Origin of the sequence: Pseudomonas sp. Ant30-3, from assembly GCF_000690905.1 — a bacterium.
Lineage (GTDB): Bacteria > Pseudomonadota > Gammaproteobacteria > Pseudomonadales > Pseudomonadaceae > Aquipseudomonas.
In genome coordinates this window covers 59,475-86,358 of sequence record NZ_JMCL01000025.1, presented here as the reverse complement: position 1 = coordinate 86,358, position 26,884 = coordinate 59,475, and the positions used below count along the sequence as shown (strand labels likewise).

The following is a 26,884-nucleotide window of genomic DNA, read 5'->3' as shown; positions in this document are numbered from 1 at the left end:
TCGTTCAAGTGGATGAAATGAAGCTGGCTCAGTCAGTTTCGTCAGTGTGGCTGCCAGCACCAGCGTCGGCGAAATTCAGTCCGTGCTTGCGCAATTTGTCGTGCAGGGTTTTGCGCGGTATCCCGAGGGCTTCGGCGAGGCTGCGCACCGAGCCATGGGAGCGTGCGAGCTCGGAGGCAATCAAGGATTTCTCGAAGTTCTCGACTTGCTCGCTGAGACCGCCGCTGACCATCTCCACCGCCAGCCCGACAGCTCCGTCCGGCACGCTGTTATCCAACGCCAGCTCCAGACCCAGGGCGAAACGTTCCGCCGCGTTTTGCAGTTCCCGCACGTTGCCGGGCCAGGTGTGACGCAGCAGCAAAGCGCGGTGGCCGGGTTGTAATTCATGGGTTGGCAGACCGTGGCGTGCACTGGCTTCTTCGGCAAAATGCTGGAACAGCATCAGCGCATCCTCGCCACGCTCGCGCAGTGGCGGAATGCGCAGGGGGGCGACGTTCAAGCGGTAGTACAAGTCAGCGCGGAAACGGCCCTGATCGGCTGACTGGCGCAAATCTTCCTTGGTGGCGGCGATGATGCGGATGTCCAGCGGGATCAGCTGATTACCCCCCAGACGTTCGACGACGCGCTCTTGCAGCATTCGCAGCAATTTGACTTGCACATCCAGACTCATGCTTTCGATTTCGTCGAGAAACAACGTGCCGCCGTTGGCGAATTCGAACTTGCCGATACGCCGTTTCTGCGCGCCGGTAAAGGCCCCCGGCTCGTGACCGAACAGCTCGCTTTCCACCACCGATTCAGCCAGTGCCCCGGCGTTGATAGCCACGAAAGGGCCATTACGCCGACTCGACAAATCATGCAGCGCACGGGCGACGACTTCTTTGCCGGCGCCGGTCTCACCGAGAATCAGCACGTCGGCCCTGGTCGCCGCCAGTGCGCCGATCTGCTCGCGCAGGCGGCGCATGGGTGCCGAGTGTCCGACCAGCCGGGTACTCAGTTCATTCCGATCGCTCAGGGCCAGCCGCAAGCTGCGGTTATCCAGCACCAGACGGCGCAGAGCCAGGGCGCGGCGGACACTGTCGAGCAGAGAGTCGCTGGCAAAGGGTTTTTCCAGAAAGTCATACGCCCCTGCGCGCATCGCCTGGACAGCCAGCGGCACATCGCCATGACCGGTAATCAGCAGCACTGGCAGTTCCGGGTCTTGCGCATGCAGTTCGGTCAGGAGCTCGAGGCCATCCATGCCCGGCATGCGGATGTCGCTGACCACCACACCGGGCCAGTCGCGCTCGAGTTGCGCCGCCAGACCCTTGGCCTCGGCGAGTGGCAGGATTTTCAGTCCGGCCAGATCCAGCGTCTGGCTCAATGCCTGGCGCAGATGCGGATCATCGTCGATCAAAACGACCTGGATGCGGTTGTCGATGGTCATGCACTACGGTCCTCGGACGGTTGCAGGCTCACGCCCGGTGCGCCTGCGCGCAATTTAAGAGTGATCAGGGCGCCGCCGTCTTTATGATTGGCGAACGACAGTTCACCGCCGAACGCGCGCATCAGGGTTTCGCAGATTGCCAGTCCCAGACCCAGACCTTGCGTGCGGGTCTTGGTGGTGTAAAACGGCTCACTGGCACGCCCCAGCGCTTCCATGCAAAAGCCAGGGCCGTTGTCCCGAATGTACAGCGTCACGCCGTCGGTAGTGGACTGCGCGCTCAACCAGAGTTTACGGGGCGGGCCTTTTTCCGTCAGCGCGTCCAGCGCGTTCGCGAGCAAATTGCCAAGCACCTGCCGCAAACGGGTCTCTCCCGCCTCGACCCACAACGCTGCGGCCGGCAGGTCGCGGATCAGCTCGACTTCCATGCTCCGTCGGCGTTTGGCCAGCAACGCCAGCGCGTCGTCGAGCGCCGGTTGCAGGGCGACGCTTTCCGGAGCGTGGCGATCGCGCCGGGCGAAGGCCCGCAGGTGCGCAATGATCGATGCCATGCGCCCGGTCAGTTCGCTGATAAGTTTGAGGTTGCCCCGTGCATCGTCCGTGCGCTGGTGATCAAGCAGCACCTCGGCGTTTTCCGCATAACTGCGAATCGCTGCCAGCGGCTGATTGAGTTCGTGACTGATGCTCGCCGACATCGTGCCCAGCGCCGACAACTTGCCCGCCTGGACCAGGTCATCCTGAGCGCGGACGAGTTCCTGCTGGGCCTGTTCGCGCTCAAGCACTTCTTCCTTGAGGCGACGGTTAAGGCCTTCCAGGTCGCTGGTCCGCTCGGCGACCCGGCCCTCCAGTTCACGCCGGGCCTTGGCTTCGAAGGCGATACGTTCGAGGTAATGCCGGCGCCGCTGCATCATCAGGCCGAGCAAAAGCATCAGCACCAGTAAAGTGGCTCCGCCGATGGCCACGACCGTACGTACCGGTCGGTCGATCAGGGTGCGGGGCGCGAGGATGCTCACGCTCCAGCCTGTTTCATCGATCTGCTGGGTCTGGGTCAGCCAGGCGTCTGTATTGAGATCCAACGGTTTCGGGTTGCGGGTCGGGTAAGGCTGGATGGCGATGATGGCTTTGCGCTCTGCGTCGCTCAGCAGGCGGGTCGCGCGGAATCGCCACTCCGGCCGGGAAGTGAGGATCACCACGCCGTTATGGTCGGTCACCAGCAACTGTTCCGGGGTTTTGCCCCAGAGGCTTTCGGTGTGGTCGAGGTCAACCTTGACCACCAGCACGCCGACAATTTTTTCGCGGTCACGTACTGCCGCGGCAAAGAAGTAACCACGCTTGGCCGAGGTAGTGCCCAGGCCGAAGAAGCGGCCCAGACGCCCGGCCATCGCTTCGCTGAAATACGGGCGGAAGGCAAAGTTGCGCCCGACAAAACTGTCATGTTTGTCCCAGTTGGAGGCGGCCAGCGTCTTGCCCGTGGTATCCATCAGGTACATCACTTCGGCGCCGGTCTGCGCGCTGATGTTCTTCAGGAACCGGTTGGCGTTGCCTTGTGTCACGCCGTCGTCCGGCGCGGCCAGTGCGGCGCGCAGGGCGGGCAAATCGCCGACGATCTGCGGTAATACTTCGTAACGGTGCAGGGTGCCCAGCAAGTTGGCGACATACAGGTCGAGCGTCTGGCGATTTTGTCCGGCCAGTTCGCTGCGGTAATAACGCTCGGCCAGGTGCTCCAGCGGCCACAGCAAAGGCGCCAGACACAGCGCGAGCAGGGCCAGGCTACGCCAACGGGGTCTGCGGGGGAGGGTCGGAGTCATGAGCATCAAGCGCCTGTGGGTACAGGCGCATTATGCCTAGGCTTGCGAGCGCAGTCTGCGCACCTCGCCTCGGGCACGTGTCGTGGTGAAAATTCGCACAGCGATTCAGGAAAAGACGTCAGCGTCCTTGAAGAGCGTTGCCACTTGATCCTTGCCGGACAGTTGCGGCGCTGCGTCCAGTTGCCAATCGATCGCCAGATCGGGGTCGTCCCAGCGAATGCTGCGCTCGGCGGAGGGCGTGTAGTAATCGGTGGTCTTGTACAGAAACTCGGCGAAATCGCTCAGCACCACAAAACCATGGGCGAAACCTTCCGGCACCCACATCTGCCGATGGTTCTCGGCCGACAGCCGCACCGCGACCCACTTGCCAAAATGCGGCGAGCTGCGACGAATGTCCACGGCCACATCGAGCACTTCGCCAGCCGTCACCCGAACCAGTTTGCCTTGAGTGTTTTCCAGTTGGTAATGCAGACCGCGCAACACGCCTTTTTGCGAGCGGGAATGGTTGTCTTGAACAAACTGCACGTCCAGTCCCGTCGCCTCATTGAAAGAACGGGCATTGAAGCTTTCATAAAAGAAGCCGCGCTCGTCGCCAAATACCTTGGGTTCAATCATCAGAACGCCGGGCAGGTCGGTCGTGACAACATTCATGTGATTCTCCAGCAATAGACGTCAATGGCCGACATTCTTGCGCAAGGCGGCGGCCGAAGCGAGTGCCGATGTTCAGGCGAATCTGGTCGGCGTGACTAGCGTCTAAAACTCGCCCGTTCGCGCGAGGAGGCAATCCGAGATTCATGTAGGAAAGTTCGGACGGTGTGAAGTCGACCGTGTGCTGCACTCCTGAGCTTGTCCGCAACAGGTATAAGGTACTTGCGCATCGTCCATCGCAGTGGCGATATAGGCGCCTAACAAAATTTTCAGGGGTCGTTGTATGCCGCTTGCCACGTTGATTCATCGCGCCAGTTTGCCCGGCCCACAGGTTTCGAAGGATCAGGCTTCAGCGCTGCTTTTCGAGCATTACGGGTTGCGCGGAAGGTTGCAGGCCCTTGGCAGTCAGCAGGACCTCAACTTCCGGGTCGACAGTGAGCAAGGCCGGTTCGTCCTGAAAATCTGCCGGGGTGATTATTCGGCACTGGAGCTGCAGGCCCAGCACGCCGGGCTCAAGCATCTGGCAGAGCACTCCGGCGTGCCGGTACCCAAGGTGATCCCCGGCAAAACCGGTGAAGATTTGCTGTCGCTGGTGGTCGCAGATCAAGCCTTGCACGTGCGCCTGCTCGAGTACATCGAGGGTCAGTCACTGACGCAGCTTGATCATCTGCCTGCTTCGGTGGTGGCCGGCTTTGGGCGGCTCTGTGGCGAGATGGATCTGGCGCTGGCCGGTTTCGATCACGCCGGACTGGAACGCACTCTTCAATGGGACGCCCGTCATGCCAACGCGTTGATCGCTCACTTGTTGCCGGTGATTACTGATGACGTGCAGCGCGCGCAGATCGCCCACGTTGCAGAAGAGGCCAAGCGACACCTGCAACCGTTGATCGACAGGTTGCCGGTGCAGGCCATTCACATGGACATCACTGATGACAATGTGGTTTGGCAGCGAGATCCGCAACGGCATTGGCAACTGCAAGGCGTTATCGATTTTGGCGATCTGATCCGCACCTGGCGCATTACCGATTTGTCGGTGACTTGCGCGGCACTCCTGCATCACGCTGAGGGAGATCCGTTTTATATCCTGCCGGCCGTTCAGGCGTATCACTCGGTCAATCCGTTGCAACATGAAGAGTTGCTCGCATTGTGGCCGTTGATCATCGCGCGGGCGGCGGTGCTGGTACTCAGTGGCGAACAACAGGTCTGCATTGATCCGGGAAATGACTACAGCCGTGACAATCTGATTCACGAGTGGGAAATCTTCCGCGTTGCCACATCGGTACCGCTGGAGCTGATGGAGGCCGCGATCCTCAGCACGGTTGGTCATAGCCAGTCGAGCATCGCTATCGAAGGTTTCGCTCCGATGCTGCCAAGCCTGGTGGGTCGTGAGTTTGCCCTGATCGATCTTGGCGTACTCAGCGCCCATTTTGAGGCGGGTAACTGGGAAGAGCCGGGGATCGATCAGCGTCTGTTGAGCGAAGCCGCGGCAGCACATGGCTTGGCGGCGAGTCGTTATGGTCAATACCGGTTGTCACGTACTCGCCCGGACAGTGCTGCGGAACCGGACACCTTTGCATTGCATGTCGAGTTGCGGGTGCCCCTTGGCACCGAGGTCGCCTCGCCGTTTGCCGGTGAGCTCCATCAGCCGGCACCAGGTGTGCTGCAACTGGATGGTGCGCAACTGAGTGTGCGAATGTCGGGCGTCACGCCGACGCTGCTCGCGGAGGCAGCATTGGCTTCGGGACAGGTATTGGGGACCGTCAGTGGACCTTTGACCGTGCAGCTGTGCCGCAGTGGTATGCTGGATTCGCCGGTGTTCTGCACCCCATCGCGCGCGGCGGCGTGGCAAGCGTTGTGTCCATCACCCGCAATGCTGCTGGGGCTGGCCTGCGACGCCGAGCCCGAGCTCGATTCAAAGACCTTGCTCGCGCGCCGCGATGCCAGTTTTGCGCGGACCCAGAAGCACTATTACGTTGACCCTCCGCGCATCGAACGCGGCTGGCGCAATCACCTGATCGACATGCAGGGCCGTTCTTACCTCGATATGCTCAACAATGTCGCGGTGCTCGGTCATGGCCATCCGCGCATGGCCGCCGTGGCCAGCCGCCAGTGGTCGCTGCTCAACACAAATTCGCGATTCAACTATGCAGCGGTCGCTGAATTTTCCGAGCGCTTGTTGAAATTGTCACCGGACTCCATGGACCGGGTGTTTCTGGTCAACAGTGGCAGCGAGGCCAATGACCTGGCAATCCGCCTGGCATGGGCTTACAGCGGCGGGCGCGATATGGTCAGCGTGCTGGAGGCCTATCACGGCTGGACCGTGGGTGCGGATGCGGTCTCGACCTCGATTGCCGACAATCCCAAGGCATTGAGCAGCCGCCCCGACTGGGTGCATCCGGTGCCCGCGCCGAATACCTATCGCGGTGAGTTTCGCGGCGCGGACTGTGCAGCGGACTACGTGCGTAGCGTCGAACACAACCTGGCGAAAATCGCTTCGCAAGGGCGGCGGCTCGCCGGGTTCATCTGCGAGCCGGTGTACGGCAATGCGGGCGGCATCTCGCTGCCGCCAGGCTATTTGAAGCAGGCTTATGCTCTGGTTCGTGCACACGGTGGCGTGTGCATCGCCGACGAAGTGCAGGTCGGCTATGGCCGCATGGGCAATTTCTTCTGGGGATTTGAAGAGCAGGGCGTTGTGCCCGACATCATCACCATGGCCAAGGGCATGGGCAACGGTCAACCATTGGGCGCGGTAATCACTCGCCGGGAAATCGCCGAGGCGCTGGAGTCGGAGGGTTACTTTTTCTCTTCGGCAGGGGGTAGCCCGGTCAGTTGCCAGATCGGCATGGCGGTGCTCGATGTCATGGAGGAGGAGAAACTCTGGGAAAACGCCCAAGTGGTCGGCGGTTATTTCAAAAAGCGTCTTGAAGCGCTGATCGATATTCATCCGCTGGTCGGCGCAGTGCACGGCTCCGGTTTCTATCTGGGCGTCGAGTTGATCCGCAACCGCGAAACTCTGGAGGCGGCGACAGAGGAGACCACGGCGTTGTGTGACCGGCTCCGAGAGCTGGGGATTTTCATGCAGCCGACGGGGGATTACCTGAACGTCCTGAAGATCAAACCGCCGATGGTAACCTCGCGTCGGAGTGTGGATTTCTTTGTCGATATGTTGGCGAAGGTGTTGGCCGAAGGTCTGTAGCCCCGTCAAAGTGGCAGTATTTACCGATTTATATCGGCAAATTACGCTGATGATTTTAGCGTATACCGTGAGAATCTCTTTTAAAGCCGATTTTTATCGGTTATAAAGTCGTCATTGCTCACTGGCGACTGACTGCTCGTGCGCCTTTCACCGGTCGACGCAAACATCGACCCATCAGCACTGCCCGGAGATGATTCATGAGCCGTATCGTTACCGTCGCCGCCACCCAGATGGCCTGTTCGTGGGACCTCGAAGCCAATATCGACACTGCCGACAGGCTTGTTCGTGAAGCTGCGGCCAAAGGCGCGCAGATCATCCTGATACAGGAACTGTTCGAGGCTCCGTATTTCTGCCAGAAGCCCAATCCGGACTACTTGCAGTTGGCAACGACGGTGGAAGACAACGTCGCCATCAAGCATTTCCAGAAGGTTGCGAAGGAATTGCAAGTGGTCCTGCCGATCAGCTTCTACGAGCTGGCGGGCCGCGCGCGTTTCAACAGCATCGCGATCATCGATGCCGATGGTTCCAACCTCGGGATTTATCGTAAAAGCCACATTCCGGACGGTCCTGGCTATCACGAGAAGTACTATTTCAACCCTGGTGATACCGGCTTCAAGGTGTGGAACACCCGTTACGCAAAAATCGGCGTGGGCATCTGCTGGGATCAGTGGTTTCCGGAGTGCGCGCGGAGCATGGCGTTGTTGGGCGCGGAAATTCTTTTTTACCCGACCGCCATCGGCAGCGAACCTCACGACCAGACCATTTCCTCCCGTGACCATTGGCAACGTGTGCAACAAGGCCATGCCGGTGCCAACCTGATGCCGTTGATCGCCAGCAATCGCATCGGTAACGAAGAGCAGGACGGCTACGACATCACGTTTTACGGCTCCTCGTTCATCGCCAACCAGTTCGGCGAGAAGGTTCAGGAATTGAACGAGACCGAAGAAGGCGTATTGATTCACCGTTTTGATCTTGATGAACTGGAGCACATCCGCAGTGCATGGGGCTCGTTCCGTGACCGTCGCCCCAACCTGTATGGCACACTGAAGACCCTCGACGGTTCCCTGGAGTCCTGATCGCATGACCATTTTGAACAGCACCCCTCGCGCTGATGGCTTTTACATGCCGGCCGAGTGGGCGCCGCAAACCCAGACCTGGATGATCTGGCCGGAGCGCCCGGATAACTGGCGCCTGGGCGGCAAACCGGCGCAAGCCGCACATGTCGCGGTGGCTAAAGCCATCGCGCGTTTCGAACCTGTAACCGTGGCGGTGTCCGCCGGTCAGTACGAAAACGCTCGCGCCCGTCTCGACGTGCCGAATATCCGGGTGGTCGAGATGTCCAGCGACGACGCTTGGGTCCGCGACACGGGGCCGACGTTCGTGATCAATAACAATGGCGAAGTCCGCGGCGTGAACTGGGATTTCAACTCATGGGGCGGTTTTGACGGCGGCCTGTATTCGCCCTGGAACCGAGATTCGCAAGTCGGCGGCAAGATCCTCGAGATCGAACGCAGCCAGCGCTATCGCACCGAGGGCTTCGTGCTCGAAGGCGGATCGATTCACGTCGATGGCGAAGGCACGCTGATCACCACCGAAGAATGCCTGCTCAATCGCAATCGTAATCCGCACATGAATCGCGCGGAAATCGAAGCCGTGCTCAGCGCGAACTTGGCTGTGGATAAAATCATCTGGCTGCCGGACGGTTTGTTCAACGACGAAACCGATGGGCATGTGGATAACTTCTGCTGCTACGTTCGCCCGGGCGAAGTATTGCTGGCCTGGACCGATGACCCGCAAGATCCGAACTACCCGCGTTGCCAGGCTGCAATGAAAGTGCTGGAAAACAGTACTGACGCCAAAGGGCGCCCCTTCATAGTGCACAAGATGCCGATTCCGGGCCCGCTGTACGCAACCGAAGAGGAGTGCGCCGGTGTTGATCCGGTAGACGGTACACAGGAGCGCAATCCAAGCGTACGTCTGGCCGGTTCATACGTGAACTTCCTGATCGTCAACGGCGGCATCATCGCGCCGAGTTTCAACGATCCATTGGATGGCCCTGCCAAGGAAATCCTGCAGAGCCTGTTTCCACAGCATGAAGTGGTGATGGTTCCGGGGCGTGAACTGTTACTGGGTGGCGGCAATATTCACTGCCTTACCCAACAACAACCCGCACCGCACAAAGAGTGAGTGCCGTCGTAACAGCATGAGCGGCTTGCAAAATTCGCGATGCAGCAGTTTCACAACGACAGATGAATGAAACCCGCAGCCCGTCAGGACTGCGGGTTTTTTTGTGCCCGCCAGCTGTCGTTGGCGACGCTTTGGCACAGCTCTTGTATCGGTCATACCGTGAAACAGGTAAGGCAGAGACCTTCGTTGTTCTGTCATAAACCTTGGATAAGTTAGCCGCTCACAACCCAGGAGAGCGCGATATGAACGCCGAAGTGAATGTGATGGGCGAGCGGGCGTTGCATCCCCTGGCAGTAAACAGCGAATCGCTCCAGGTTCTGGCGCGCTGGTTGAAATCCAATGGAACGCGTCAGATCAGGAAACCTGATCCGCGCCGGATGATCATCGAGCGCTATCCCGCTGGTTTATTCAGCGAAGCAGAACTGGATGCGTTGCGGGATGTGATGGAAGGATAAGAACCAACAAAGGATTGATAAAAGCGCTGCCGGGATGGCGGCGCTTTTTTATGCGCGCTCAATACGCAGCGGGTATCGACGTCGGAGCAGTAGCAGAATTTCTTAGACGATTTCGACCTATTCTCAGACGATTCGTGAAATTGACACATAGCAAAAGGCGCGGCTACGATTCGCCCCAACGCCTGTGGCGAACCGCCATGTCTCAAAAAATAATAAAAAGGCCCGCCGCGATTGCTCGTGCGCGGGCCTTTTTTGTTTCGGGGTGAAAAAAGAGTGCAATAGCGCCGTTTCAGCCGTTCGACGCAGTGCGTATCAACCCGTAATAAGGAAAAGAATAAATGTTGACTAAGCGGATCAGTTTGATCGCTCTGGGGATGTTGAGCGCTACACAGGTCATGGCAAACGACCAGGCCGAATCCAAGGGATTCAAAGAAGACAGCAGCCTGAAAGTGCTGCTGCGCAACGCTTATATGAATCGTGACTACAAAGACACGCGCGAAGACAAAGCCGAGTGGGGCCAAGCGGCTATCGGTACGTTCTCGTCCGGTTTCACCCAGGGCACCATTGGTGTCGGCGTGGACGCTTTTGGTCTTTACGCACTGCGTCTGGACGGCGGCAAAGGTCGCACCGGCGCGCAGGGCATCGACTTTTTCAAGAAGGGTGAAAGCGGCAGCGCAGCCGACGATCTGTCCAAGGCCGGCGCGGCGGTCAAGTTCCGCTTCTCCAGCACCACGCTGACTTACGGCGACCAGATGCCGGCGCTGCCGGTGCTGAGCTACGACAACGTGCGCCTGCTGCCGGAAAGCTACACTGGCACTTTGATCACCTCGAAAGAGATCAAAGGCCTGGAGCTGAACGCTGGTCGTTTCACCGCCGAATCGCGTAAAAGCGCCGAAGGCCGTGACAGCGGTGGCTTGAAGTCGATCAACGTATTGGGCGGTAGCTATCAGCTCACCGATCAATTCAAGGCAGCCCTTTACGCCTCCGATGTTGAAGACGTATTGAAGAAGCAATACGTAAACGCCAACTACATCTTCCCGATCGACAAGGATCAGTCGCTGACTCTGGACTTCAACGGCTACCGCACCAAGCTGGACGATTCCTACGTTAGGGAAAGCGGCGCCACCGGCGACGACAACAAAATCTGGAGCCTGGCTGCGGTCTTCGCCACCGGCCCACACTCGTTCACGCTCGCGCACCAACGCAGCACCGGCGACAGCAACCTCGGTTATGCCTACGGCGGTTATCAGCGGGATCAGGGTCGCGTCGGTGACGGCGGTAACACCATCTACCTGGCCAACTCCTACTGGTCCGACTTCAACGCCGAAGACGAACGCAGCTGGCAGTTGGGCTACGGCCTCGACTTCACCAACTTCGGTGTTCCAGGCCTGACCTACAACTTCGCTTACGTGCGTGGCGACAACATCACCACGTCCACCAGCGAAGGCGGCACCGAGCGCGAAATCTTCAACCAGTTCAAATACGTCGTACAAAACGGCCCGGCCAAAGACCTCAGCGTCCGCCTGCGCAGCTCGGTCCTGCGCGTGTCGCAGAAATCGAGTGAGTACAACGTCAGCGGTAACGAAGTGCGCGTGTTTGTGGATTACCCGATCAACGTTTTTTGATGATGGGTTGAGTTTGTAGAACTCGATAAAACCCCGACTGGTTCGGGGTTTTTTTTTTGATAAAAATTGGGCGCAGTGGATTCAGTATTTGCATTGAGCCATGCAACAACCCATTACACCGCGTAACTAATGATGTTCCCGCCCCCCTCTTTTTCCCGTCTCTCCAAACTCCTACATTGAGCTCCAACGCCTACCCATCATCCCGATGAGCAGGTCACTGGAGATCTTCCTCATGCCTTTCGTAAGCGTACGCATTACCCGCGATGGCGTTACCCGTGAGCAGAAAGCTCAGGTGATCGCTGAAATCACTGAAACCCTGCAACGCGTGCTCAAAAAAGATCCGCACCTGACCCACATCGTGATCGAAGAAGTCGACACCGATAACTGGGGCTATGCCGGCATCTCCACCACGCAGTACCGACAGCAGCTCACTGAAGAGGGGGACAAGTCGTGACGACCGCGGTCTCCATCGATTTCATCTCCGACGTGGTGTGCCCGTGGTGTGCGTTGGGCGCGACGGCGCTGGAGCAAGCGATCGAGAATGTGGCCGGGGACATTTCGGTCGAGTTGACTTACAAGCCTTTCGAGTTGAACCCGGACATGCCGACGGAAGGTGAGGAAGCTGTGGAGCACTTGATGCGCAAGTACGGACGCACCGCTGAAGACGTGGCTGCCGGCAAGGCCTTGCAGAACGCTCGAGGCGAGGCCATCGGTTTCAAGTTCGATCTGAAAAAGCGTAGCCACTTTTACAACACCTTTGATGCGCACCGGTTGCTGTTATGGGCGTTGCAGGAAGGACGGCAAGCTGCATTGAAAAAGATCCTGCTGCGCGCTTACTTCGCCGAAGGCCAGAACCCGAGTAATCGCGAGACGCTGGTTCGACTGGCTGCCGAAGCGGGACTGAATGCAGAAGCTGCCCAAGAGGTATTGGCCTCAGGAGCATTCGCCGAACAAGTCCGTGAACTTGAAACGTTTTACCGGCAGCGCGGCATTAATTCGGTACCGGCACTGGTGTTAAACGGTCGTCATCTGGTGTCCGGTTCACAGTCGATCGAGTACTACGAACAGATGTTGAGACAAATGGCCACGGCCTCCGCCAACGGCTGATTACTTATCTTTTTTAATCATCATTAATGAGTAGAGGTTCATCATGAGCAATTCGAAAAAAGTCATCGTTATCACTGGCGCTTCCCAAGGGCTCGGCGCAGGTATGGTCAAAGCATTCCGCGATCTGGACTACAAAGTGGTCGCCACTTCGCGCTCGATCAAACCGTCCACCGATCCGGACATCCACACCGTGGCCGGCGACATCGGCGACCCTGCAGTAGCGCAGCGGGTGATTCGTGAAGCTGTTGAACGGTTTGGTCGCATCGACACTTTGGTCAACAATGCCGGGATTTTCGTCGCCAAACCGTTCACCGACTACACCCCGGAAGATTACGCCGCCGTGCTGTCGGTTAACCTGAACGGTTTCTTTTACATCACGCAACTTGCTATCACCGAGATGGAAAAACAAGGCAGCGGCCATGTTGTGAGCATTACCACCAGTCTGGTCGACCACGCTATCGACGGCTTGCCGTCGGTACTGGCTTCGCTGACTAAAGGTGGTTTGAACGCAGCGACTAAATCACTGGCCATCGAATACGCCAAGCGCGGAATTCGGGTGAACGCGGTTTCCCCTGGCATCATTAAGACGCCGATGCACGGCGAGGAAACTCACGCAGCGCTGGGCAGCTTGCACCCGGTCGGGCATATGGGTGAGATCAGCGACATCGCGCAGGCGGTTGTGTATCTGGATCGCGCGAACTTTGTTACTGGTGAGATTCTGCATGTGGATGGGGGGCAAAGTGCGGGGCACTAAGAGCACTTTCTCCAAACGCCAGAAACAACAAAGCCCTCACTTGAGGGCTTCGTTGTTTGGGTCGAAAAATCGTGCAGATACGTCCGCAGATGATCAGGCGTCTGCTTGATCAGATTGGCCTCAACTTCACCAGCGACTTTTACGGAATTACCAGCCTTTGGCATCAGCCCTCCAGAGCTCAGGAAAGCCCATGCGCTGGAAGTGTGCAGCACCACACCTTTCGTCCAACGACGAAATGAAAGCGAGTCAGCGCGCTTTGTGCGACATCCATCTATCCCCTCTACGACTGAATCTACGATTGAATAGATAATGATGCAGTCATTTGCGCGTGACACACCGCCAGAATTTCATCGGCCAGCACCGAGTCGTCAGGACAGGCGCGCGATAACATGATCGCGCCGACCGCTCGCGCCAGCAGATCAATCATTTTCATCCTCGCCTCACTCGGCGCTGCATCCGGCCCGGTCCGGTATTTTTCCCCGAGCGTTTGCAACGTGCGCTCGATGCCTTCAGCGAATGCCGACTTCAAATCGCCCGACTGACGCGCCGCGTCACCGCACAGCGCCGCCATGGTGCAACCCGTGGCGCGCCCGTCGCGATGATCCCTGGACACATACACGTCGATGAAATCCTTCACGCTCAATGCTTCGGCGCTGGCCAGTGAGTGCGCAAGACTGTTGGCCGAGGCTTCGGCCATCAGGTCAGCCTTGGAACCGAAATGTTTGTAGAAGCCACCATGAGTGAAACCGGCGGCGGCCATCAGGTCGGCCACGCCGACACCGTCAAAACCGCGCTCGCGAAATACAACTGAGGCTGTTTCGACGATGTGCTCCCGATTTGCCTGGGCCTGGGTCTTGGACACTCGCATGTTCGATACCTCGCTACCGCTGAAATTTATTGGCTGATGATACATAGATGTTGATCATAATCAAAACCATTGACAGTTTAGATTTCGATCATCATCCTAATCTCAAACGATATGACCATTTAACAACGGGCACGGAACAAACACCCATGAGCGACCTGAATCTGTTTACTCCCTACACGCTCGGCGCACTGACGCTGTCGAACCGCGTGGTTCTCGCTCCACTGACGCGCAATCGCGCAGGCAAAGGCTTTGTGCCGAGTGAGTTTGCTGCTGCCTATTACAGCCAGCGGGCCAGCGCGGGCTTGCTAATTTCCGAAGCCTCGCAGATCTCGCAGCAGGGACAGGGCTATCAGGATACCCCGGGCATTTACACGCAGCAGCAGATAGAGGGATGGCGCAAGGTGACCGATGCCGTGCACGCCAAGGGCGGGAGAATTTTCCTGCAGCTGTGGCATGTGGGCCGTGTTTCCCACGTGGATCTGCAACAGCAAGGCGCGGCGCCGGTAGCCCCTTCCGCGCTTCGTCCCGCGACCAAGGTGTTCGTCAACAATCGCTTCGAGGACGTTTCCGAGCCTCGAGCGCTGGAGACTGACGAACTGCCGGGCATCGTTAACGATTTCCGCCAAGCGGCGGCAAACGCCATTGCGGCAGGCTTCGACGGCGTGGAGATCCACGGTGCAAACGGCTATTTGCTGGATCAGTTCATCAAGGACGGCGCCAACCTGCGTACTGATGCCTACGGCGGCTCAATCGCAAACCGTGCGCGCCTGCTGCTGGAAGTGACGGCCGCGGTGGCCGCCGAGATTGGTGCTGATCGCACGGGCATTCGCCTTTCGCCTGTCTCGCCAGCCAATGGTGTATCGAGCAGTGATCCACAGGCTCAGTTCGATTACATCGTCGACCAACTCAATGCTCTGGACATCGTATATCTGCACGTCGTCGAAGGTGCAACCGGTGGGCCACGCGACGTGGCGTTCTTTGATTTCGACGCCTTGCGCCACCGCTTCAAGAACACTTACATCGCCAACAACGGCTATGACCTGGACTTGGCCACGACACGCCTTGCGCATGACAAGGCCGACCTGATCGCCTTTGGCCGCCCTTTTATAGGCAACCCTGATCTGGTGGAGCGGCTCAAGGCCGGTGCGCCACTGTCCGCCTTCGACCCCTCCACGCTCTACGGCGGCGGAGCGGCGGGATACATCGACTACCCGACGCTTGCCGAATCAAGCGCTGCCGCGAACTAGGCACTGGCTGATCGAGCCTGGTTTTGTTCGTGCATCAATCCCAATCCATGTTCCTGAGAAAGAGCTGACATCATGACAACTCGCCCTACCGTTCTCATCACTGGCGCTTCCACCGGCATCGGCGCGGTTTACGCCGAGCGTTTCGCCGAACGCGGGCATGATCTGGTGTTGGTCGCCCGCGACCACTCGCGCCTGGAAACGCTCGCAGCAAAGTTGCGTGACGAACACACCGTCGCCATTGAAGTGCTTCAGGCCGACCTGACTCAACTCAGCGACCTGCACTCCGTCGAAACGCGCCTGCGGGATGACGCGCGCATCGGCATCCTCGTCAACAATGCCGGCGCCGCACAGTCCGGCAACTTCATCGAGCAAAGCACCGAAAGCGTTGCGCAACTGGTGGCTCTCAACACCACCGCGCTGGTGCGGCTCGCCAGCGCCATCGCGCCACGCCTGTCCAAAGCAGGTGAAGGCGCGATTATCAACATTGGTTCGGTGGTGGGGCTGGCTCCTGAGTTCGGCATGTCGGTCTATGGGGCGACCAAGGCGTTTGTGCTGTTCCTTTCCCAAGGCCTAAGCCTGGAACTTTCGCCTCAGGGTGTATATGTGCAAGCCGTACTGCCCGCCGCCACCCGCACGGAGATTTGGGATCGCGCCGGAATCGACATCAACACCTTGAGCGAAATCATGGAAGTGGGTGATCTGGTCGATGCCGCACTGGTGGGCTTCGACCGTCGCGAGCCAGTGACCATTCCTCCACTGCATGAAGGCGAGCGCTGGGATGCCCTGCAAACCGCGCGTCAGGGTCTTTTGTCGCAGATCAGGCAGTCCGCCGTGGCGCAACGCTATTTGACTCAAGTCTGACCCATGCCGGGCAGGCCGGCCTCGCCCCGCAATCGGACGGAGTAAACATGACCCTTATAGCTACATGCAATCACGCGGGTTCGCAGTCGACATTTATCAGCGCGGCGACCCAGTCGGTTCTGATTGGCGGGATACCCTTCGCCTATCGTGACCTGGGACCCAGGACGGAGGTCCCGCTGGTCATGTTCAACCATTGGGGAGCAGTGTTGGATAGCTTTGACCCTAGGATCATCGACGGTCTGGCGAAAAACCGGCGTGTCATCACTACTGATTATCGCGGTATCGGTGGCTCGGGCGGCGCCGCGCCATTGACCGTCGGTGAGATGGCTGACGATGCAATCGGGCTGATTCGTGCGCTGGGTTTTGACAAAGTTGATCTGCTCGGCTTTTCACTCGGCGGCTTCGTCGCTCAAGACATCGCCCTGAAAGCACCCGAACGAGTGCGCAGATTGATTCTCACCGGAACCGGACCGGCCGGTGGCACAGGCATCGACTGCGTCGGTTCGGTGACCTGGCCATTGATGATCAAAGGTTTGCTGACGCTGCGAGACCCCAAGTTCTACCTGTTCTTCACTACCACGGCCAACGGCCAACGTGCCGCGTCCGAGTATTTGCAACGTTTGAAAGAACGCCAGCACAACCGGGGCAAAGGCCCGACCCCCGGCGCATTTTTTCGGCAGTTCAAAGCCATTACTGCGTGGGGCAAGCAAGCGCCGCAAGATCTCAGTCGCTTGCGGATGCCGACCCTGATAGCCAACGGGGACAACGACATCATGGTGCCCACCGTGAACTCGATTGAGCTGGCGAAGCGAATCCCCAACGCGCAACTGATCATTTATCCCGACGCCGGGCACGGCAGCATTTTCCAGCACCATACCGATTTCGTGGCCAAGGCTATGGCGTTCCTCGACTCCTGACAGCCTGCACGTCTAATCGCATCAACGTTGTCGGGGCCGCGCCCCACTCTCATTCCACCGACAAGAGCAGCTGCAACATGAAGGCATTTTTTATCGATTGCTACGGCAAGCAGAACGGGATGATTGGCGAAGTGCCCGACCCTGCGGTCGGTGTACATGACGTTCTGATCCAGGTGCATGCGACGAGCGTGAACCCGTTGGACTCGAAGATCAAAACGGGGGAGTTCAAACTGATCTTGCCCTATACATTTCCATTGGTATTAGGCAATGACCTGGCCGGTGTGGTCGTTCGCACGGGTTCGGCGGTGAAGCGATTCAAGCCTGGTGACGAAGTCTACGCACGTCCTCCCGAGGCACGGATCGGGACGTTTGCTGAACTGATCGCCGTGAACGAAAACGCGCTCGCGCTGAAACCCTCGAATCTCGACATGGCCGAGGCGGCTTCCATCCCCTTGGCTGTCTTGACGGCCTGGCAGGCGCTGGTTGAGACCGCCCAGGTGAAAAAAGACCAGAAGGTGTTGATTCATGCCGGATCCGGCGGTGTCGGCACGCTTGCCATCCAGCTCGCCAAACACCTCGGCGCCTTCGTTGCGACCACCACCAGCACGGCGAACGTCGAATGGGTGAAAGCACTCGGGGCGGATGTGGTCATCGATTACAAACAGCAGGATTTTGCAAACGAGTTGCGCGATTTCGACGTGGTGTTGAACAGCCTTGGCGCCGATGTACTGGAGAAATCGGTCAAGGTTCTCAAGCCTGGCGGACAGCTCATTTCCCTTTCGGGGCCGCCGACCGCGCAATTTGCCCAGGAGCAAGGTTTGTCTTGGCTGCTGGGGCAAGTCATGCGCCTGCTCAGCAGCGGTATTCGCCGAAAAGCCCGCAAACATGGGGTGAGCTATGCATTTTTGTTTATGCGTGCCGACGGGATACAACTGCAAAAAATCACTTCGCTCATCGAGGCTGGCGTCATCAAACCGGTCATCGATCGCTCCTTCCCTTTTGAATCGACTGCAGAGGCGTTGCGGTACGTCGAGCAGGGCAGATCAAAAGGCAAAGTCACCGTAACAATCAAATAAGCGCACTACACAAAATGTCAGTAGATAACGTACATGCCGCCAAGTATCAGACTCCAGCGCTTGAACCAGAGGAGCCGCCACCGCACAACAGGCACACGCAGGAGCAGCTGCAACCGGATGTCGCACCTGTAGAAAAGCCGATGATCATTTGGCGTAGCTTGATGCTTGAGCAGTAACGAGCAATGGTTCATGCCACTCCTCAATTGAAGCAATGCTTCGCTACAAGCTGGTAGCGAATGGCAAGTCTTTGCGGCCATTGGGTTGGCCTAGGAGATAGAGGCTATCGCCGTCGAAAAGCTTGTAGGCTCGGTCTGTAGGTTTTGCCAAGCGGCTAGCTGCATCGGAAAGCGGAGCTGTGGTGCGCGACATGGGTACTCCCTTTTATAAAAGCGACCTGTATCCCAGACTCTACCCTTAAAACGGTTGAACCAGTTTCTGACGTAAATAGACGCAACCCCAAAACGAAAAAACCCGCCAGAAGGCGAGTTTTTCGAGGGTTTCAGAGATTTTGAAAGCCTTCTCTGGAACCTTGTGTGGTGCGGCACCAGGAGGCAGCGAGCCGGACAAGCTGGTTTGCCAATGGCTGTGGCAATTCCGACTTTTCAAAGTAAATTAAGTTAGCCAGCGTGATGTTGACAGCAGCAGGCAACGGGCATGTCAATTTACGTGATCTCGATTCACGATCTTTCCAAGGTTCTGCATCACCTTCGTCATCGACATAGGCGACCCCAAGAGGGTCCCGATTACCCATCGCCTGGATAATAACGGGCTGGATATTTTCTGGACTCATGCGCTGAATCGCTGCCAGGAAGGCCCATTGATCAGGATGAGGCTCAAGCGAGTTTTCTACAAAAACGCGAAACTGGCGGTGTCCGGGTTCAGGTGAGGCAGTTCACCAGTAGGTCGGTTTGTCAGCTGGCTTTTTTCGGGTTGGCACGCGGGGCGGGAGCTGATGCTCGGCCAGTTCGACGTTCTTCACAACATGCCGCATCCACTTTGCGTACTGCTTCAGCGATCCAGGGACTGTCCGTTGAATGCCCTCCCGGTGGGGCAGGATCACGCCGACGGGCAGATCAGGGAAATCCTCGCTAAGTGCACGCAGCGCCGGAGTCATATCAGTGTCGGCTGAAACCAGAACTATTTGCTGAATGCGTTCTTCAGACGGCAACTTTGCCTGGCGAGCTGCAAGCCGGTACATGCTGATCGCGATGTGAACGTCTGTTTCTTTCTCCTCCAGCTTCCAGACTTCGACCTGATCGGCCCTGGACGCAGGAGTGCCCTTATCTATAAATCGTGGGGCCTTGCCCGATTCAAGCTGGTGCCGCCCATAAAACACGATAACGTTTCGCGCAATCAGTGCACGAATGTAGGTGTCCTGCGCTTCCTTTGAGGCAATGCCTCTGGTCGCCAAGGAGGGTTTGACGCCAGAGGTGAAAAAACTCACGGAATGGAGCGTGCTGTCGGGGTTCTCGACACGAATGATATGAGCCAGCAGGGCAGGCAAATCAAGCCACTTATATGGGGTGCCCGCTAACAGGCCGTAAAATAGGTTGTAGCCGTCTACAAAGCACGCGGTACGCAAGATTTCCCATCCTTAGAAACGAAAAAACCGGCACGGGGCCGGTTTCTTCACCCCAACGGCCAGCGAACTGAATCGCTGCGTACGGGGCTGAGTAGTGGGGTGATTATGGCGTAATAGCGCGCGCAGCACAAGTAAACGCAACTTGGTGCAGGACAGATAGTAGAAACGCCATGCCCATAATCGCAGCCGGCATATAGATGATGTTCAAAAGAGAGCGACAAGGAGCCGGACGGCATAGGAATACGGGGTCGAGGCACGTCCCGTTTGAAGATTCCTCGATCGCGACTTCCTGCACGACTTCAATACGCGCTTGATGCTCGAATGTCGTCCGTTCACCAGACGAGATGATCGAGAAGGTGACTGTGTCCTTGGGATTCGACAGGAAAGGTGCCGTCGGTATCACCATCGTTGTCACGCAGCTTATACGTGGATCAGAAACAACAAAGCCCCAGCATTTCTGCAGGGGCTTTGTTTTGTATGGTGCCGGCACCAGGAGTCGAACCCGGGACCTACTGATTACAAGTCGCGGGAGTCGGGCGTATTCCCAGTGTTTGCTCTATCCCTTCCTGTATCCCTTAGTGTTTACGGTGCTTCCAGTGTTACCCTGAGAGAATTCGGGGTAACAGGAGATAGTGCCGTGGCAGGTGTTAAAAAGGTGCTTACAGATGCGTTTCTGAGGACGGTAAAGCCAGCAGAAACGCGGTTCGATATTTGGGATGAGGGCAACACCGGTCTGGGCGTGCGCGTTTCCAAGGTCATTAGCTGGTGTTACATGTATCGCCACGAAGGCCGTGTGCGCCGTTTGACCCTCGGGAAGTTCCCCGGAATGAGTTGCCGGGAGGCGAGGCTCGCGTACGCGAAGGCCGCTGAGGCGGTGAAAGACGGCAGGGACCCCGCCGCCGCAAAGATAGCGCTTCGAGTCGAGAACAAGGAGGCGCTGACAGTTCAGGAGTTGTGCACCAGCTACATAGAACGGTACGCGAAGCCGCGTAAACGTTCGTGGCGTGAGGATGAACGGCAACTACTGCGCGACGTGGTGCCCACGCTGGGGCGCACGCTGGCGAAGAATGTTCAACGGCGTGAGATTGTCGCGCTGATAGACAAGAAGGTGGACGCCGGGGCCGGGGTAGCGGCTAACCGGTTATTGGCCGTGGTGCGCAAGATGTTTGCATGGGCAGTGGAGCGGGGCGAGTTGAATGAATCGCCGGTCGCTGGCGTTAGCCGTCAGCATCGGGAACGTAGCCGAGAGCGCGTGCTTTCATTCGAGGAAATCCAAACGTTCTACGCTGCTGTAACCGCGACTGACTGGATTAAGGCGACTCCCCCGGTGCGGAAATCCCTTGGCGTGATGCTTCTCACCGGGCAGCGTAAGGGTGAAGTGCTGGCGATGCGGTGGGAGGATATTTCAAATGAATCCGATGGGTACTGGTGGACTATCCCCGCCGCTGTAGCAAAGAACAGAAGAACACACCGCGTACCACTCGATAACCTGGTACTGGATCTGATCGGAAAGCCCGAGACGGGTAAAACCGGCCCCGTGTTCGAGAGCCTGCGCAAGCCCGGTAGCCCGGTCATCGACACTGCCCCCGCGCACGCCCTCCGCGATGAGTTCGCCCCTGATCGGTTCTTCAATAACTTGGCGCCATTCACCCCACACGACCTGCGCCGCACCGTAGCGACTGCATTGTCATGCCTTGGGTATCCCCGTCTGATCCTGATGAAAGTGCTGAATCACACTGACCCGTCCGTCTCGGCGGTGTACGACCGGTACAGCTACGATCAAGAGAAACGCGAAGCCCTGACGCGATGGGGCGAGATGCTGTACGCGACTCAAGACCCGATGCATGGGTATGACAAGGACACTGGGCAGGAGCTCACCGAGTATCGGTTCGTGGATGAGTGGCGCCGGATGCTGCCCGCGTAGGACACCGCGTGAGCTGCTGGAGAAGGTGCGGGCGCTTATCCCAAGCTGAGGAGCACACCCAGCAACGCACCGGTCTAGAGCCTTCGCAATAGAAGGACACTTAACGGAGGAGAGAAGGCTAGCAATAGAATCGCACTTAATGGACAGGGAAGGATGTCTGCACTAGCTACAAGCCACGTACTACAAGGGCTGTAGCCGCTTTGTCGTTTAGCTAGTCACTCAACGGGAGAGAGAGGCTACCAACGACTTTGCAATAGAACCGCACTCAACGGGAGAGAAGGCTAGTAACCGCGTCCTTCGATCCGCAAGCAATAGCTAACCACTCAACGTCCCAGAGAAAGCGACTGCACAGAGCTGCGGTCCACCCTCTGCAAGAGCCATCGACCCGAGAGGAAGACCAACACACACAAGGAGACGACCAATGACTGATCTATCACAGACCTTAGATAGCTTGGGTCCGCTATTCGAAGACCCCACTGTGGGCATGAACCAACAGCAGCGAATGTGGTGGGAGGGGTTGAACTCAGGTTCCCCCGTCCAGCTAGCCGCGTATGAGCAAGTCCCGTCGTACCGAGCAGTCGTTGACCTGTTCGCGGGGAGCACAGGCCCTACCTTCGCCACTGCGTTGTACCTCTTGAACAAAGAGCACGCAGAGCGGGTACGCAGCCTCTTGAAGCTGCACGGCAAGAAGCCTCACCGGCTTACACAGGCAGACGTTAACGCGGTGTTCTCGTACGGCTTAGGCCAGATCGGGGAGGGCAAGGGGCCGAGTGCTAAAGCTGCACTTGAAGCCTTGGGCAAGGAGGCTGCGTGGGTTAATTCCGTCCGGTGCCGTAAGACACCGAAGCAGAACCGCACGGCCTTACAGATCCATTCTGAACACCCGGTACTACTGACTATCAGTGGCTCCGCATTACAGCCCGGTCCACTGCATGAGGGCACTATGGCTCACTCATTGAAAGCGGTTAAAAAGTCCTTCATGAATGCTCAGATGATGGAGTTCGTGAAAGCTCAGGTACAGGCCGAAGTGGCTAAAGTCCAGAAGCAGAACGATATCCGGTTTGGCATTATCGAGGCTGGAGAGCACTGGCATGACATCGCTCGACGTATGCTCACTGCTGGCGATGGACCTACAGCTATCGCGAAAGCTACCGGCCAGAAGGTCAACACCGTGAAGCAGTTCCTGAAGCGTAACCGGTGACAGGTGTTGATGTATGTACTGTAAGTACTACAGCAAAATCCAAAAAACAGGGGGTACATGTACCCCTTGTCACACCCCAAAACCGTCGAGTTTCATTGTAAAAGACGAGAGCAGAACTCACTCACTGACCGGGAGCACAGACAATGGCCCATATCACTCTGCCGGATGGCTCTTTGATCATCGACGACAGCGAGCTGATGCCCCAGCACCAAGCTCGCCTCATGGCACACGAAGGTATGCAGCCTGCTGCTATCGCCTCCGAGCTGGGCGAGCCCCTTGCCGATGTACAGCGGTGGATTCAAGAGGCGCCGTACGAGACGCCTGAGGCGTACTGGCTACGCCGCTACCACGAAGGCAACCTAGACGATGATCAAGAAGACGAGTAACACCGCCGATTAGTCGGCACCCTTTCTGCTGTTGGGGTTTGGTCGCCCCAGCAGCCGCCAGCGATGCGTTCTCCTTCGTAGACGCTGGCACCTATTCCTGACCGAGCCTCCCGGCTCCCCTCGCTACACCGCCACATCCCAACCCGACACCCCGTTTTAACGGCTCTCAGAACCCGAGAATCAACGTTAGTGCTGAACCGACCCTACTGGGCCAGTTCGAGCCTAGCGCGATTTTTGGCGTCCTGAGATCCGTGGAAGCCGTGTGTCCGTCCCCAACGCACGGAGGTATCACCATGCACGTACAACCGAACCCGATTAAAGCAGCGGCCACCCGTCAAGCTGCCCAAGACTTCGCACGCAAGAACCTGAAACTCGACTTCGCTGACAAGACGCACTGGCGAGAGCTGGCGGGTGCCCGTGGCATTCATCTCCCTGCGTGGTACGTCACAGCCACCGGTGGCCGCCTCGGTCGATTCGCTGAGCGACTCGGCCTGACCATCCATGACGTGTACGCCGGAACCGGCTGCCGTTCGTTCCGAGCGTTCGTTCAGATGAACCCCACTTGGCCCCTGTTTGCACACGTCGGCGTGCTGCTTGAGCTTGCCCTTGAGCTGAATACACAAGACTGATCCGTCACCGATTCACCCTGGCCCCGGCCACCCGCTGTACCCATCCCTGAACCCCATCCCTGAAAGGAGAATCACCCATGGCAACTCTCGCCACCCTCACTCCCGCGCAGCGCCTTGCTCTGCGCTCCCTTGCTAACCGACTTGACCGCTCATTCCAGCGGTACGCAGATACCTCCACCCCTCCGACCGGGACTGAACTCACAGCCCACACGGCAACGGCTCAGGCACTCGTTGATGCACTGGCAGCCGCCGGAATCATCCACACCGCATAAGGAGAAACACCCATGGCCGCTAAAAAATCCAGCCTGAGCTACACCGAGCGCCGGCGTATCGAGTTCCTCACCAGCCATCTGCGCAGCTCGTCCCGCCCCGCCGTGAAGGCGAAGTACGAGGATGAGCTAATGCAGATCCTTGATGGAAAGGAACTGACCCGAAGCGATCTGGCGCTGACTGCTTACTACCTGAAGAACTCCGGCACCGACGCTGAATCTGTCGAGGTTTCGGATGCATTCGCTCAGGCGTACCGCGAGACCCCTACTCCGTAATTCCATTCCTAAGGAGATGACTATGACCGCATTCAAAACCCCATCCGCCGCTCAGCTCGCTACGCTGGCGAGCCTGTCCGATGCCGATCTAATGGCGCCGCTGACCTTCGACGGTGCAGCCCCCGTTCCGGCACCTGTACTTGTACCAGTTCCTGCCGAGCGCCTATGCGCTGTTCCTGAGGTTCCGGCCTTGGATACGCTGCTGGCGCAAGCCGATGCAATCGCGCTGATCGATGCCAGCACGGACCTGCCGCGTTCAGTGCGCATTACCGGTGTTCCTGCTGGTGAACCTGTATCTAACAGCCTGCGCGGTAATGGCGGGAAGCTCAGCGAAGCCCTGCGGCAAGTCGTAGGCGAGCACATCAAGACCGCGGATGATCTCCGGTACGCCCTGCGGGTGTTCGCCGCGCACGGTGTGAACAGCTTGCGTGGCAACCGCTACCGCGACCTTCTGGGGCGTGAGAGTGCAGCCGCTGCGAGTGCCGGTTCCGAGTGGACCGACAAGGTTCTGACCGCTGTTCAAGGTGAAGTCGCTGCCGTGCGCGCCGCTGAGCATCTATCCGCCGCTGAGTTCAAGTTCCTGCTGGAGCTGGTAGACACTGATCGGGCAAGCATGGCGCAGAACCTTGCGGGTCCAAGTGTCGATGTCCCCGCTCTTGTGAAAGGCCGTGCTCTGGACTGGCGTGCGCTCGCTGACGAGTGGGCCGATGCCTGCGGTACGCGTGGCTCTGTGACGTTCGAGGCGGGTAAGAACGCTGCCGGATGGAGCAGCTACAGCATCACCGTCGCACCGGGTGCCGGTTGGGTCCTGAGTGTGTTCGTGGATCAGGCATGGATTCCGCTTGAGGCGTCCGCTGCTGGCAAGGCCCGCGCACTGTATGACCGGGGACAAGTGATGCTGGCTCGGTCGCAATCTGCGAAGCCTGCCCCGTACTTGGGGACGGTGTTCGCTGACAAGCTCCGGGGCTTGGTGTGAGCACTCATAAGCCTGCGCTCCGGCGCGGGCAGCACCCATCTGCCGACGACCTCATCAAGATGCGACTTGGGTATCCCGGGTATGAGGCAAGGCTACAGAGCATGCGTGCGATGAAGCCCGCCCGGTACGCCGCTGTCATGTCCGGCGCTAAGACCTTCCTTGATGACGGTTGGAATTGCACCGATTGCGGTGGGAACGAGCGGCACACTCGGAACCTGACGTGTCGGGCCTGCAACGGTGCACGGGTTCCTAGCGTGTTCAAGACACTGCCAAGTGGGCAGATCGTGTACGTACCAACGAATGACGCTGCATCCGAGAACTGGCAGCAGCGCCATCTGCGAACCCAGCGCCTGTTGGATCAGAAAGTCATCTTGAACCGCTTGGGTCCCGTGGCCGTCGGTCGGTACTTCCTAGCGGGTGGCTGCGTGCTGCGTGCCGGGTCCGTGGCTCTCGACACTGAGCCGCTGATGCTCGCCGTTGATGCGCTGCTATCTGGCGACCCTGAACAGTCCCGCGCTGCAATCGAACCGCTTATCCAGCAAGACCGAGAACTGGCGTTATGCGTCCGCAGTATCGCCCAAGCCCTTGCGGCACCTAAACCAAATCAAACTTGATGCCTACCCAATGGGTGGGCTGCACCTATTGGAGAACCAAATGAAAGCACCCATCACTAAACAAGTCCTGACCGCGTTCAAGGAAGCATTCAGCCCTGACCTGTCCAGCCCTAGCGGACTGCGCTGGAACCGCTGGAACGGCTGCACTGGCACGCGTAGCCGGGAAGCCGGAGACGTGGCCGGTGGCTGCACCAACTCAGGCACGTACGTTGTAACCCTGAGCGGGGAGAAGTACCTGGCTGTGGACGTTCTGCTGGCCCTGCACCGCGCCCAGCATCGCACCGCTGTGGTGTCGGCATGAGTCGCGCCCGCACAAGGATCGAGGCACGGAACAGGATGCCGGAGATCAAACCTTGGCATGAGGAGTACACGTTATCGGACTCCTCGCCTAGCGGCCTGCGGTACTTGGTGAACGGTACACCCAGCGTGGTGGCTGGTAGCCCGAAAGAGCCGACTTGGCCGCACAGTGAAAGCATGGCCCAGCATTGCATCTGGCCTCGGCATTACAGTCTGTCGGTAGTCGTCGGGTACGAAGGCACGGACCTCGGCGGGTTCATGGCGTGGGATATGCAGCTTGAAACTGTATCTCCTTGGGTTGTCCGTGAAATCCTGTTGGAGCACGCCGAGCGCGAGCAGCAGATTCATTTGCTGGAGCGGCATTTGGCAGAACTGGAAGTGGCCTAACGGCTGCTTCCCTTTTTCGGCTCCGGGCTGCGACCTAAAAATATTGTACTCACCCGAGTGGGTCCCTCCACTAAAAGCATCGCCATTGCCCCCGTGGCCCTCGCGCCTGTCGGTCCTGAACGTCGGCACAGGCCCAGCTCTGCGCTAGGATGGTCGTTCCCCACTTCACGGATG

27 protein-coding genes are annotated in these 26,884 nt (G+C 58.4%); 21 read left to right on the top strand and 6 right to left on the bottom strand.

Annotation, left to right across the window (positions count from 1 at the left end):
• Positions 1–28 precede the first annotated feature (28 nt).
• From DU29_RS0106450 to rfbC, 3 genes are all read right to left on the bottom strand, one after another.
• Positions 29–1,423, bottom strand: coding sequence for a sigma-54-dependent transcriptional regulator (locus tag DU29_RS0106450; RefSeq protein ID WP_028620995.1), 1,395 nt, complete (start codon positions 1,421–1,423; stop codon positions 29–31).
• On the bottom strand, positions 1,420–3,228 hold the full coding sequence (locus tag DU29_RS0106445; RefSeq protein ID WP_028620994.1) for a sensor histidine kinase: 1,809 nt from the start codon (positions 3,226–3,228) through the stop codon (positions 1,420–1,422). Before DU29_RS0106445 ends, DU29_RS0106450 begins: the two co-directional genes overlap by 4 nt.
• A 105-nt stretch (positions 3,229–3,333) precedes the next feature.
• The gene (gene rfbC, locus DU29_RS0106440) at positions 3,334–3,879 is read right to left on the bottom strand and encodes a dTDP-4-dehydrorhamnose 3,5-epimerase (protein WP_028620993.1); all 546 of its coding nucleotides are present in this window, start codon (positions 3,877–3,879) and stop codon (positions 3,334–3,336) included.
• A 280-nt stretch (positions 3,880–4,159) separates the two neighbouring features.
• Here rfbC and DU29_RS0106435 point away from each other — a divergent pair, with 280 nt between their 5' ends.
• The 8 genes from DU29_RS0106435 to DU29_RS0106400 all read left to right on the top strand — a co-directional run bounded on the left by DU29_RS0106435 (position 4,160) and on the right by DU29_RS0106400 (position 13,200).
• The gene (locus DU29_RS0106435; RefSeq protein WP_028620992.1) at positions 4,160–7,072 is read left to right on the top strand and encodes an aminotransferase; all 2,913 of its coding nucleotides are present in this window, start codon (positions 4,160–4,162) and stop codon (positions 7,070–7,072) included.
• A 197-nt stretch (positions 7,073–7,269) separates the two neighbouring features.
• Positions 7,270–8,148, top strand: coding sequence for an N-carbamoylputrescine amidase (gene aguB, locus DU29_RS0106430; protein WP_028620991.1), 879 nt, complete (start codon positions 7,270–7,272; stop codon positions 8,146–8,148).
• 4 nt (positions 8,149–8,152) lie between these two features.
• The gene (gene aguA, locus DU29_RS0106425) at positions 8,153–9,259 is read left to right on the top strand and encodes an agmatine deiminase (protein WP_028620990.1); all 1,107 of its coding nucleotides are present in this window, start codon (positions 8,153–8,155) and stop codon (positions 9,257–9,259) included.
• Between the two features lie 242 nt (positions 9,260–9,501).
• A complete protein-coding gene (locus DU29_RS0106420; RefSeq protein WP_028620989.1) occupies positions 9,502–9,714 on the top strand; it encodes a hypothetical protein in 213 nt (70 codons plus the stop codon).
• Between the two features lie 338 nt (positions 9,715–10,052).
• Positions 10,053–11,339, top strand: a complete 1,287-nt coding sequence (locus DU29_RS0106415) for an OprD family porin (RefSeq protein WP_028620988.1) — start codon at positions 10,053–10,055, stop codon at positions 11,337–11,339.
• Between the two features lie 232 nt (positions 11,340–11,571).
• A complete protein-coding gene (locus DU29_RS0106410; RefSeq protein ID WP_028620987.1) occupies positions 11,572–11,793 on the top strand; it encodes a tautomerase family protein in 222 nt (73 codons plus the stop codon).
• Positions 11,790–12,446: a DsbA family oxidoreductase gene (locus tag DU29_RS0106405; protein WP_028620986.1), complete on the top strand. Its 657-nt coding sequence runs from the start codon at positions 11,790–11,792 to the stop codon at positions 12,444–12,446. Before DU29_RS0106410 ends, DU29_RS0106405 begins: the two co-directional genes overlap by 4 nt.
• Positions 12,447–12,489: 43 nt before the next feature.
• Positions 12,490–13,200 (top strand): SDR family NAD(P)-dependent oxidoreductase, encoded by a 711-nt coding sequence (locus DU29_RS0106400; RefSeq protein WP_028620985.1) that lies wholly within the window; start codon positions 12,490–12,492, stop codon positions 13,198–13,200.
• Positions 13,201–13,492: 292 nt separating this feature from the next.
• On the opposite strand, the gene DU29_RS0106395 is transcribed toward DU29_RS0106400, so the two are convergent.
• Positions 13,493–14,068, bottom strand: a complete 576-nt coding sequence (locus tag DU29_RS0106395; protein WP_028620984.1) for a TetR/AcrR family transcriptional regulator — start codon at positions 14,066–14,068, stop codon at positions 13,493–13,495.
• 146 nt (positions 14,069–14,214) lie between these two features.
• Between DU29_RS0106395 and DU29_RS0106390 the strand changes: the two genes are divergently transcribed.
• The 4 genes from DU29_RS0106390 (at position 14,215) to DU29_RS0106375 (ending at position 18,169) form a co-directional block, all read left to right on the top strand.
• Complete coding sequence (locus DU29_RS0106390) at positions 14,215–15,315, top strand: alkene reductase (RefSeq protein WP_028620983.1); 1,101 nt, start codon at positions 14,215–14,217, stop codon at positions 15,313–15,315.
• Between the two features lie 72 nt (positions 15,316–15,387).
• Entirely contained in the window at positions 15,388–16,176 is a 789-nt protein-coding gene (locus DU29_RS0106385; protein WP_028620982.1) for an SDR family NAD(P)-dependent oxidoreductase, read from the top strand.
• A 47-nt stretch (positions 16,177–16,223) separates the two neighbouring features.
• Positions 16,224–17,093, top strand: a complete 870-nt coding sequence (locus DU29_RS0106380) for an alpha/beta fold hydrolase (protein ID WP_028620981.1) — start codon at positions 16,224–16,226, stop codon at positions 17,091–17,093.
• 77 nt (positions 17,094–17,170) lie between these two features.
• A complete protein-coding gene (locus DU29_RS0106375; RefSeq protein ID WP_028620980.1) occupies positions 17,171–18,169 on the top strand; it encodes an NADP-dependent oxidoreductase in 999 nt (332 codons plus the stop codon).
• 499 nt (positions 18,170–18,668) lie between these two features.
• Here the strand turns inward: DU29_RS0106375 and DU29_RS1000000131200 are convergent, their stop codons facing one another.
• Together DU29_RS1000000131200 and DU29_RS0106365 are read right to left on the bottom strand one after the other, a co-directional pair.
• A complete protein-coding gene (locus tag DU29_RS1000000131200) occupies positions 18,669–18,959 on the bottom strand; it encodes a hypothetical protein (RefSeq protein ID WP_236645579.1) in 291 nt (96 codons plus the stop codon).
• A 102-nt stretch (positions 18,960–19,061) separates the two neighbouring features.
• Positions 19,062–19,751: an NYN domain-containing protein gene (locus DU29_RS0106365; protein ID WP_028620979.1), complete on the bottom strand. Its 690-nt coding sequence runs from the start codon at positions 19,749–19,751 to the stop codon at positions 19,062–19,064.
• Positions 19,752–20,388: 637 nt separating this feature from the next.
• Between DU29_RS0106365 and DU29_RS01000000129535 the strand changes: the two genes are divergently transcribed.
• The 9 genes from DU29_RS01000000129535 to DU29_RS1000000133155 all read left to right on the top strand — a co-directional run bounded on the left by DU29_RS01000000129535 (position 20,389) and on the right by DU29_RS1000000133155 (position 26,710).
• The gene (locus DU29_RS01000000129535) at positions 20,389–21,675 is read left to right on the top strand and encodes a tyrosine-type recombinase/integrase (RefSeq protein WP_050483079.1); all 1,287 of its coding nucleotides are present in this window, start codon (positions 20,389–20,391) and stop codon (positions 21,673–21,675) included.
• A 421-nt stretch (positions 21,676–22,096) separates the two neighbouring features.
• Positions 22,097–22,876: a hypothetical protein gene (locus DU29_RS0106355; RefSeq protein ID WP_028620978.1), complete on the top strand. Its 780-nt coding sequence runs from the start codon at positions 22,097–22,099 to the stop codon at positions 22,874–22,876.
• Between the two features lie 143 nt (positions 22,877–23,019).
• Positions 23,020–23,262 carry a hypothetical protein gene (locus DU29_RS0106350; RefSeq protein ID WP_028620977.1) on the top strand — a complete coding sequence of 81 codons (243 nt, stop codon included), beginning with the start codon at positions 23,020–23,022 and terminating at the stop codon, positions 23,260–23,262.
• Between the two features lie 293 nt (positions 23,263–23,555).
• Complete coding sequence (locus DU29_RS01000000129530; RefSeq protein ID WP_236645578.1) at positions 23,556–23,891, top strand: hypothetical protein; 336 nt, start codon at positions 23,556–23,558, stop codon at positions 23,889–23,891.
• 284 nt (positions 23,892–24,175) lie between these two features.
• On the top strand, positions 24,176–24,436 hold the full coding sequence (locus tag DU29_RS0106335) for a hypothetical protein (protein WP_028620975.1): 261 nt from the start codon (positions 24,176–24,178) through the stop codon (positions 24,434–24,436).
• 22 nt (positions 24,437–24,458) lie between these two features.
• Positions 24,459–25,412 carry a hypothetical protein gene (locus DU29_RS0106330; protein WP_028620974.1) on the top strand — a complete coding sequence of 318 codons (954 nt, stop codon included), beginning with the start codon at positions 24,459–24,461 and terminating at the stop codon, positions 25,410–25,412.
• Between the two features lie 254 nt (positions 25,413–25,666).
• The gene (locus tag DU29_RS1000000133160) at positions 25,667–26,026 is read left to right on the top strand and encodes a hypothetical protein (protein WP_236645577.1); all 360 of its coding nucleotides are present in this window, start codon (positions 25,667–25,669) and stop codon (positions 26,024–26,026) included.
• 40 nt (positions 26,027–26,066) lie between these two features.
• A complete protein-coding gene (locus DU29_RS0106320) occupies positions 26,067–26,327 on the top strand; it encodes a hypothetical protein (RefSeq protein WP_028620972.1) in 261 nt (86 codons plus the stop codon).
• A 35-nt stretch (positions 26,328–26,362) separates the two neighbouring features.
• Positions 26,363–26,710 (top strand): hypothetical protein, encoded by a 348-nt coding sequence (locus DU29_RS1000000133155; protein WP_236645576.1) that lies wholly within the window; start codon positions 26,363–26,365, stop codon positions 26,708–26,710.
• The last annotated feature ends 174 nt before the right edge of the window (positions 26,711–26,884 follow it).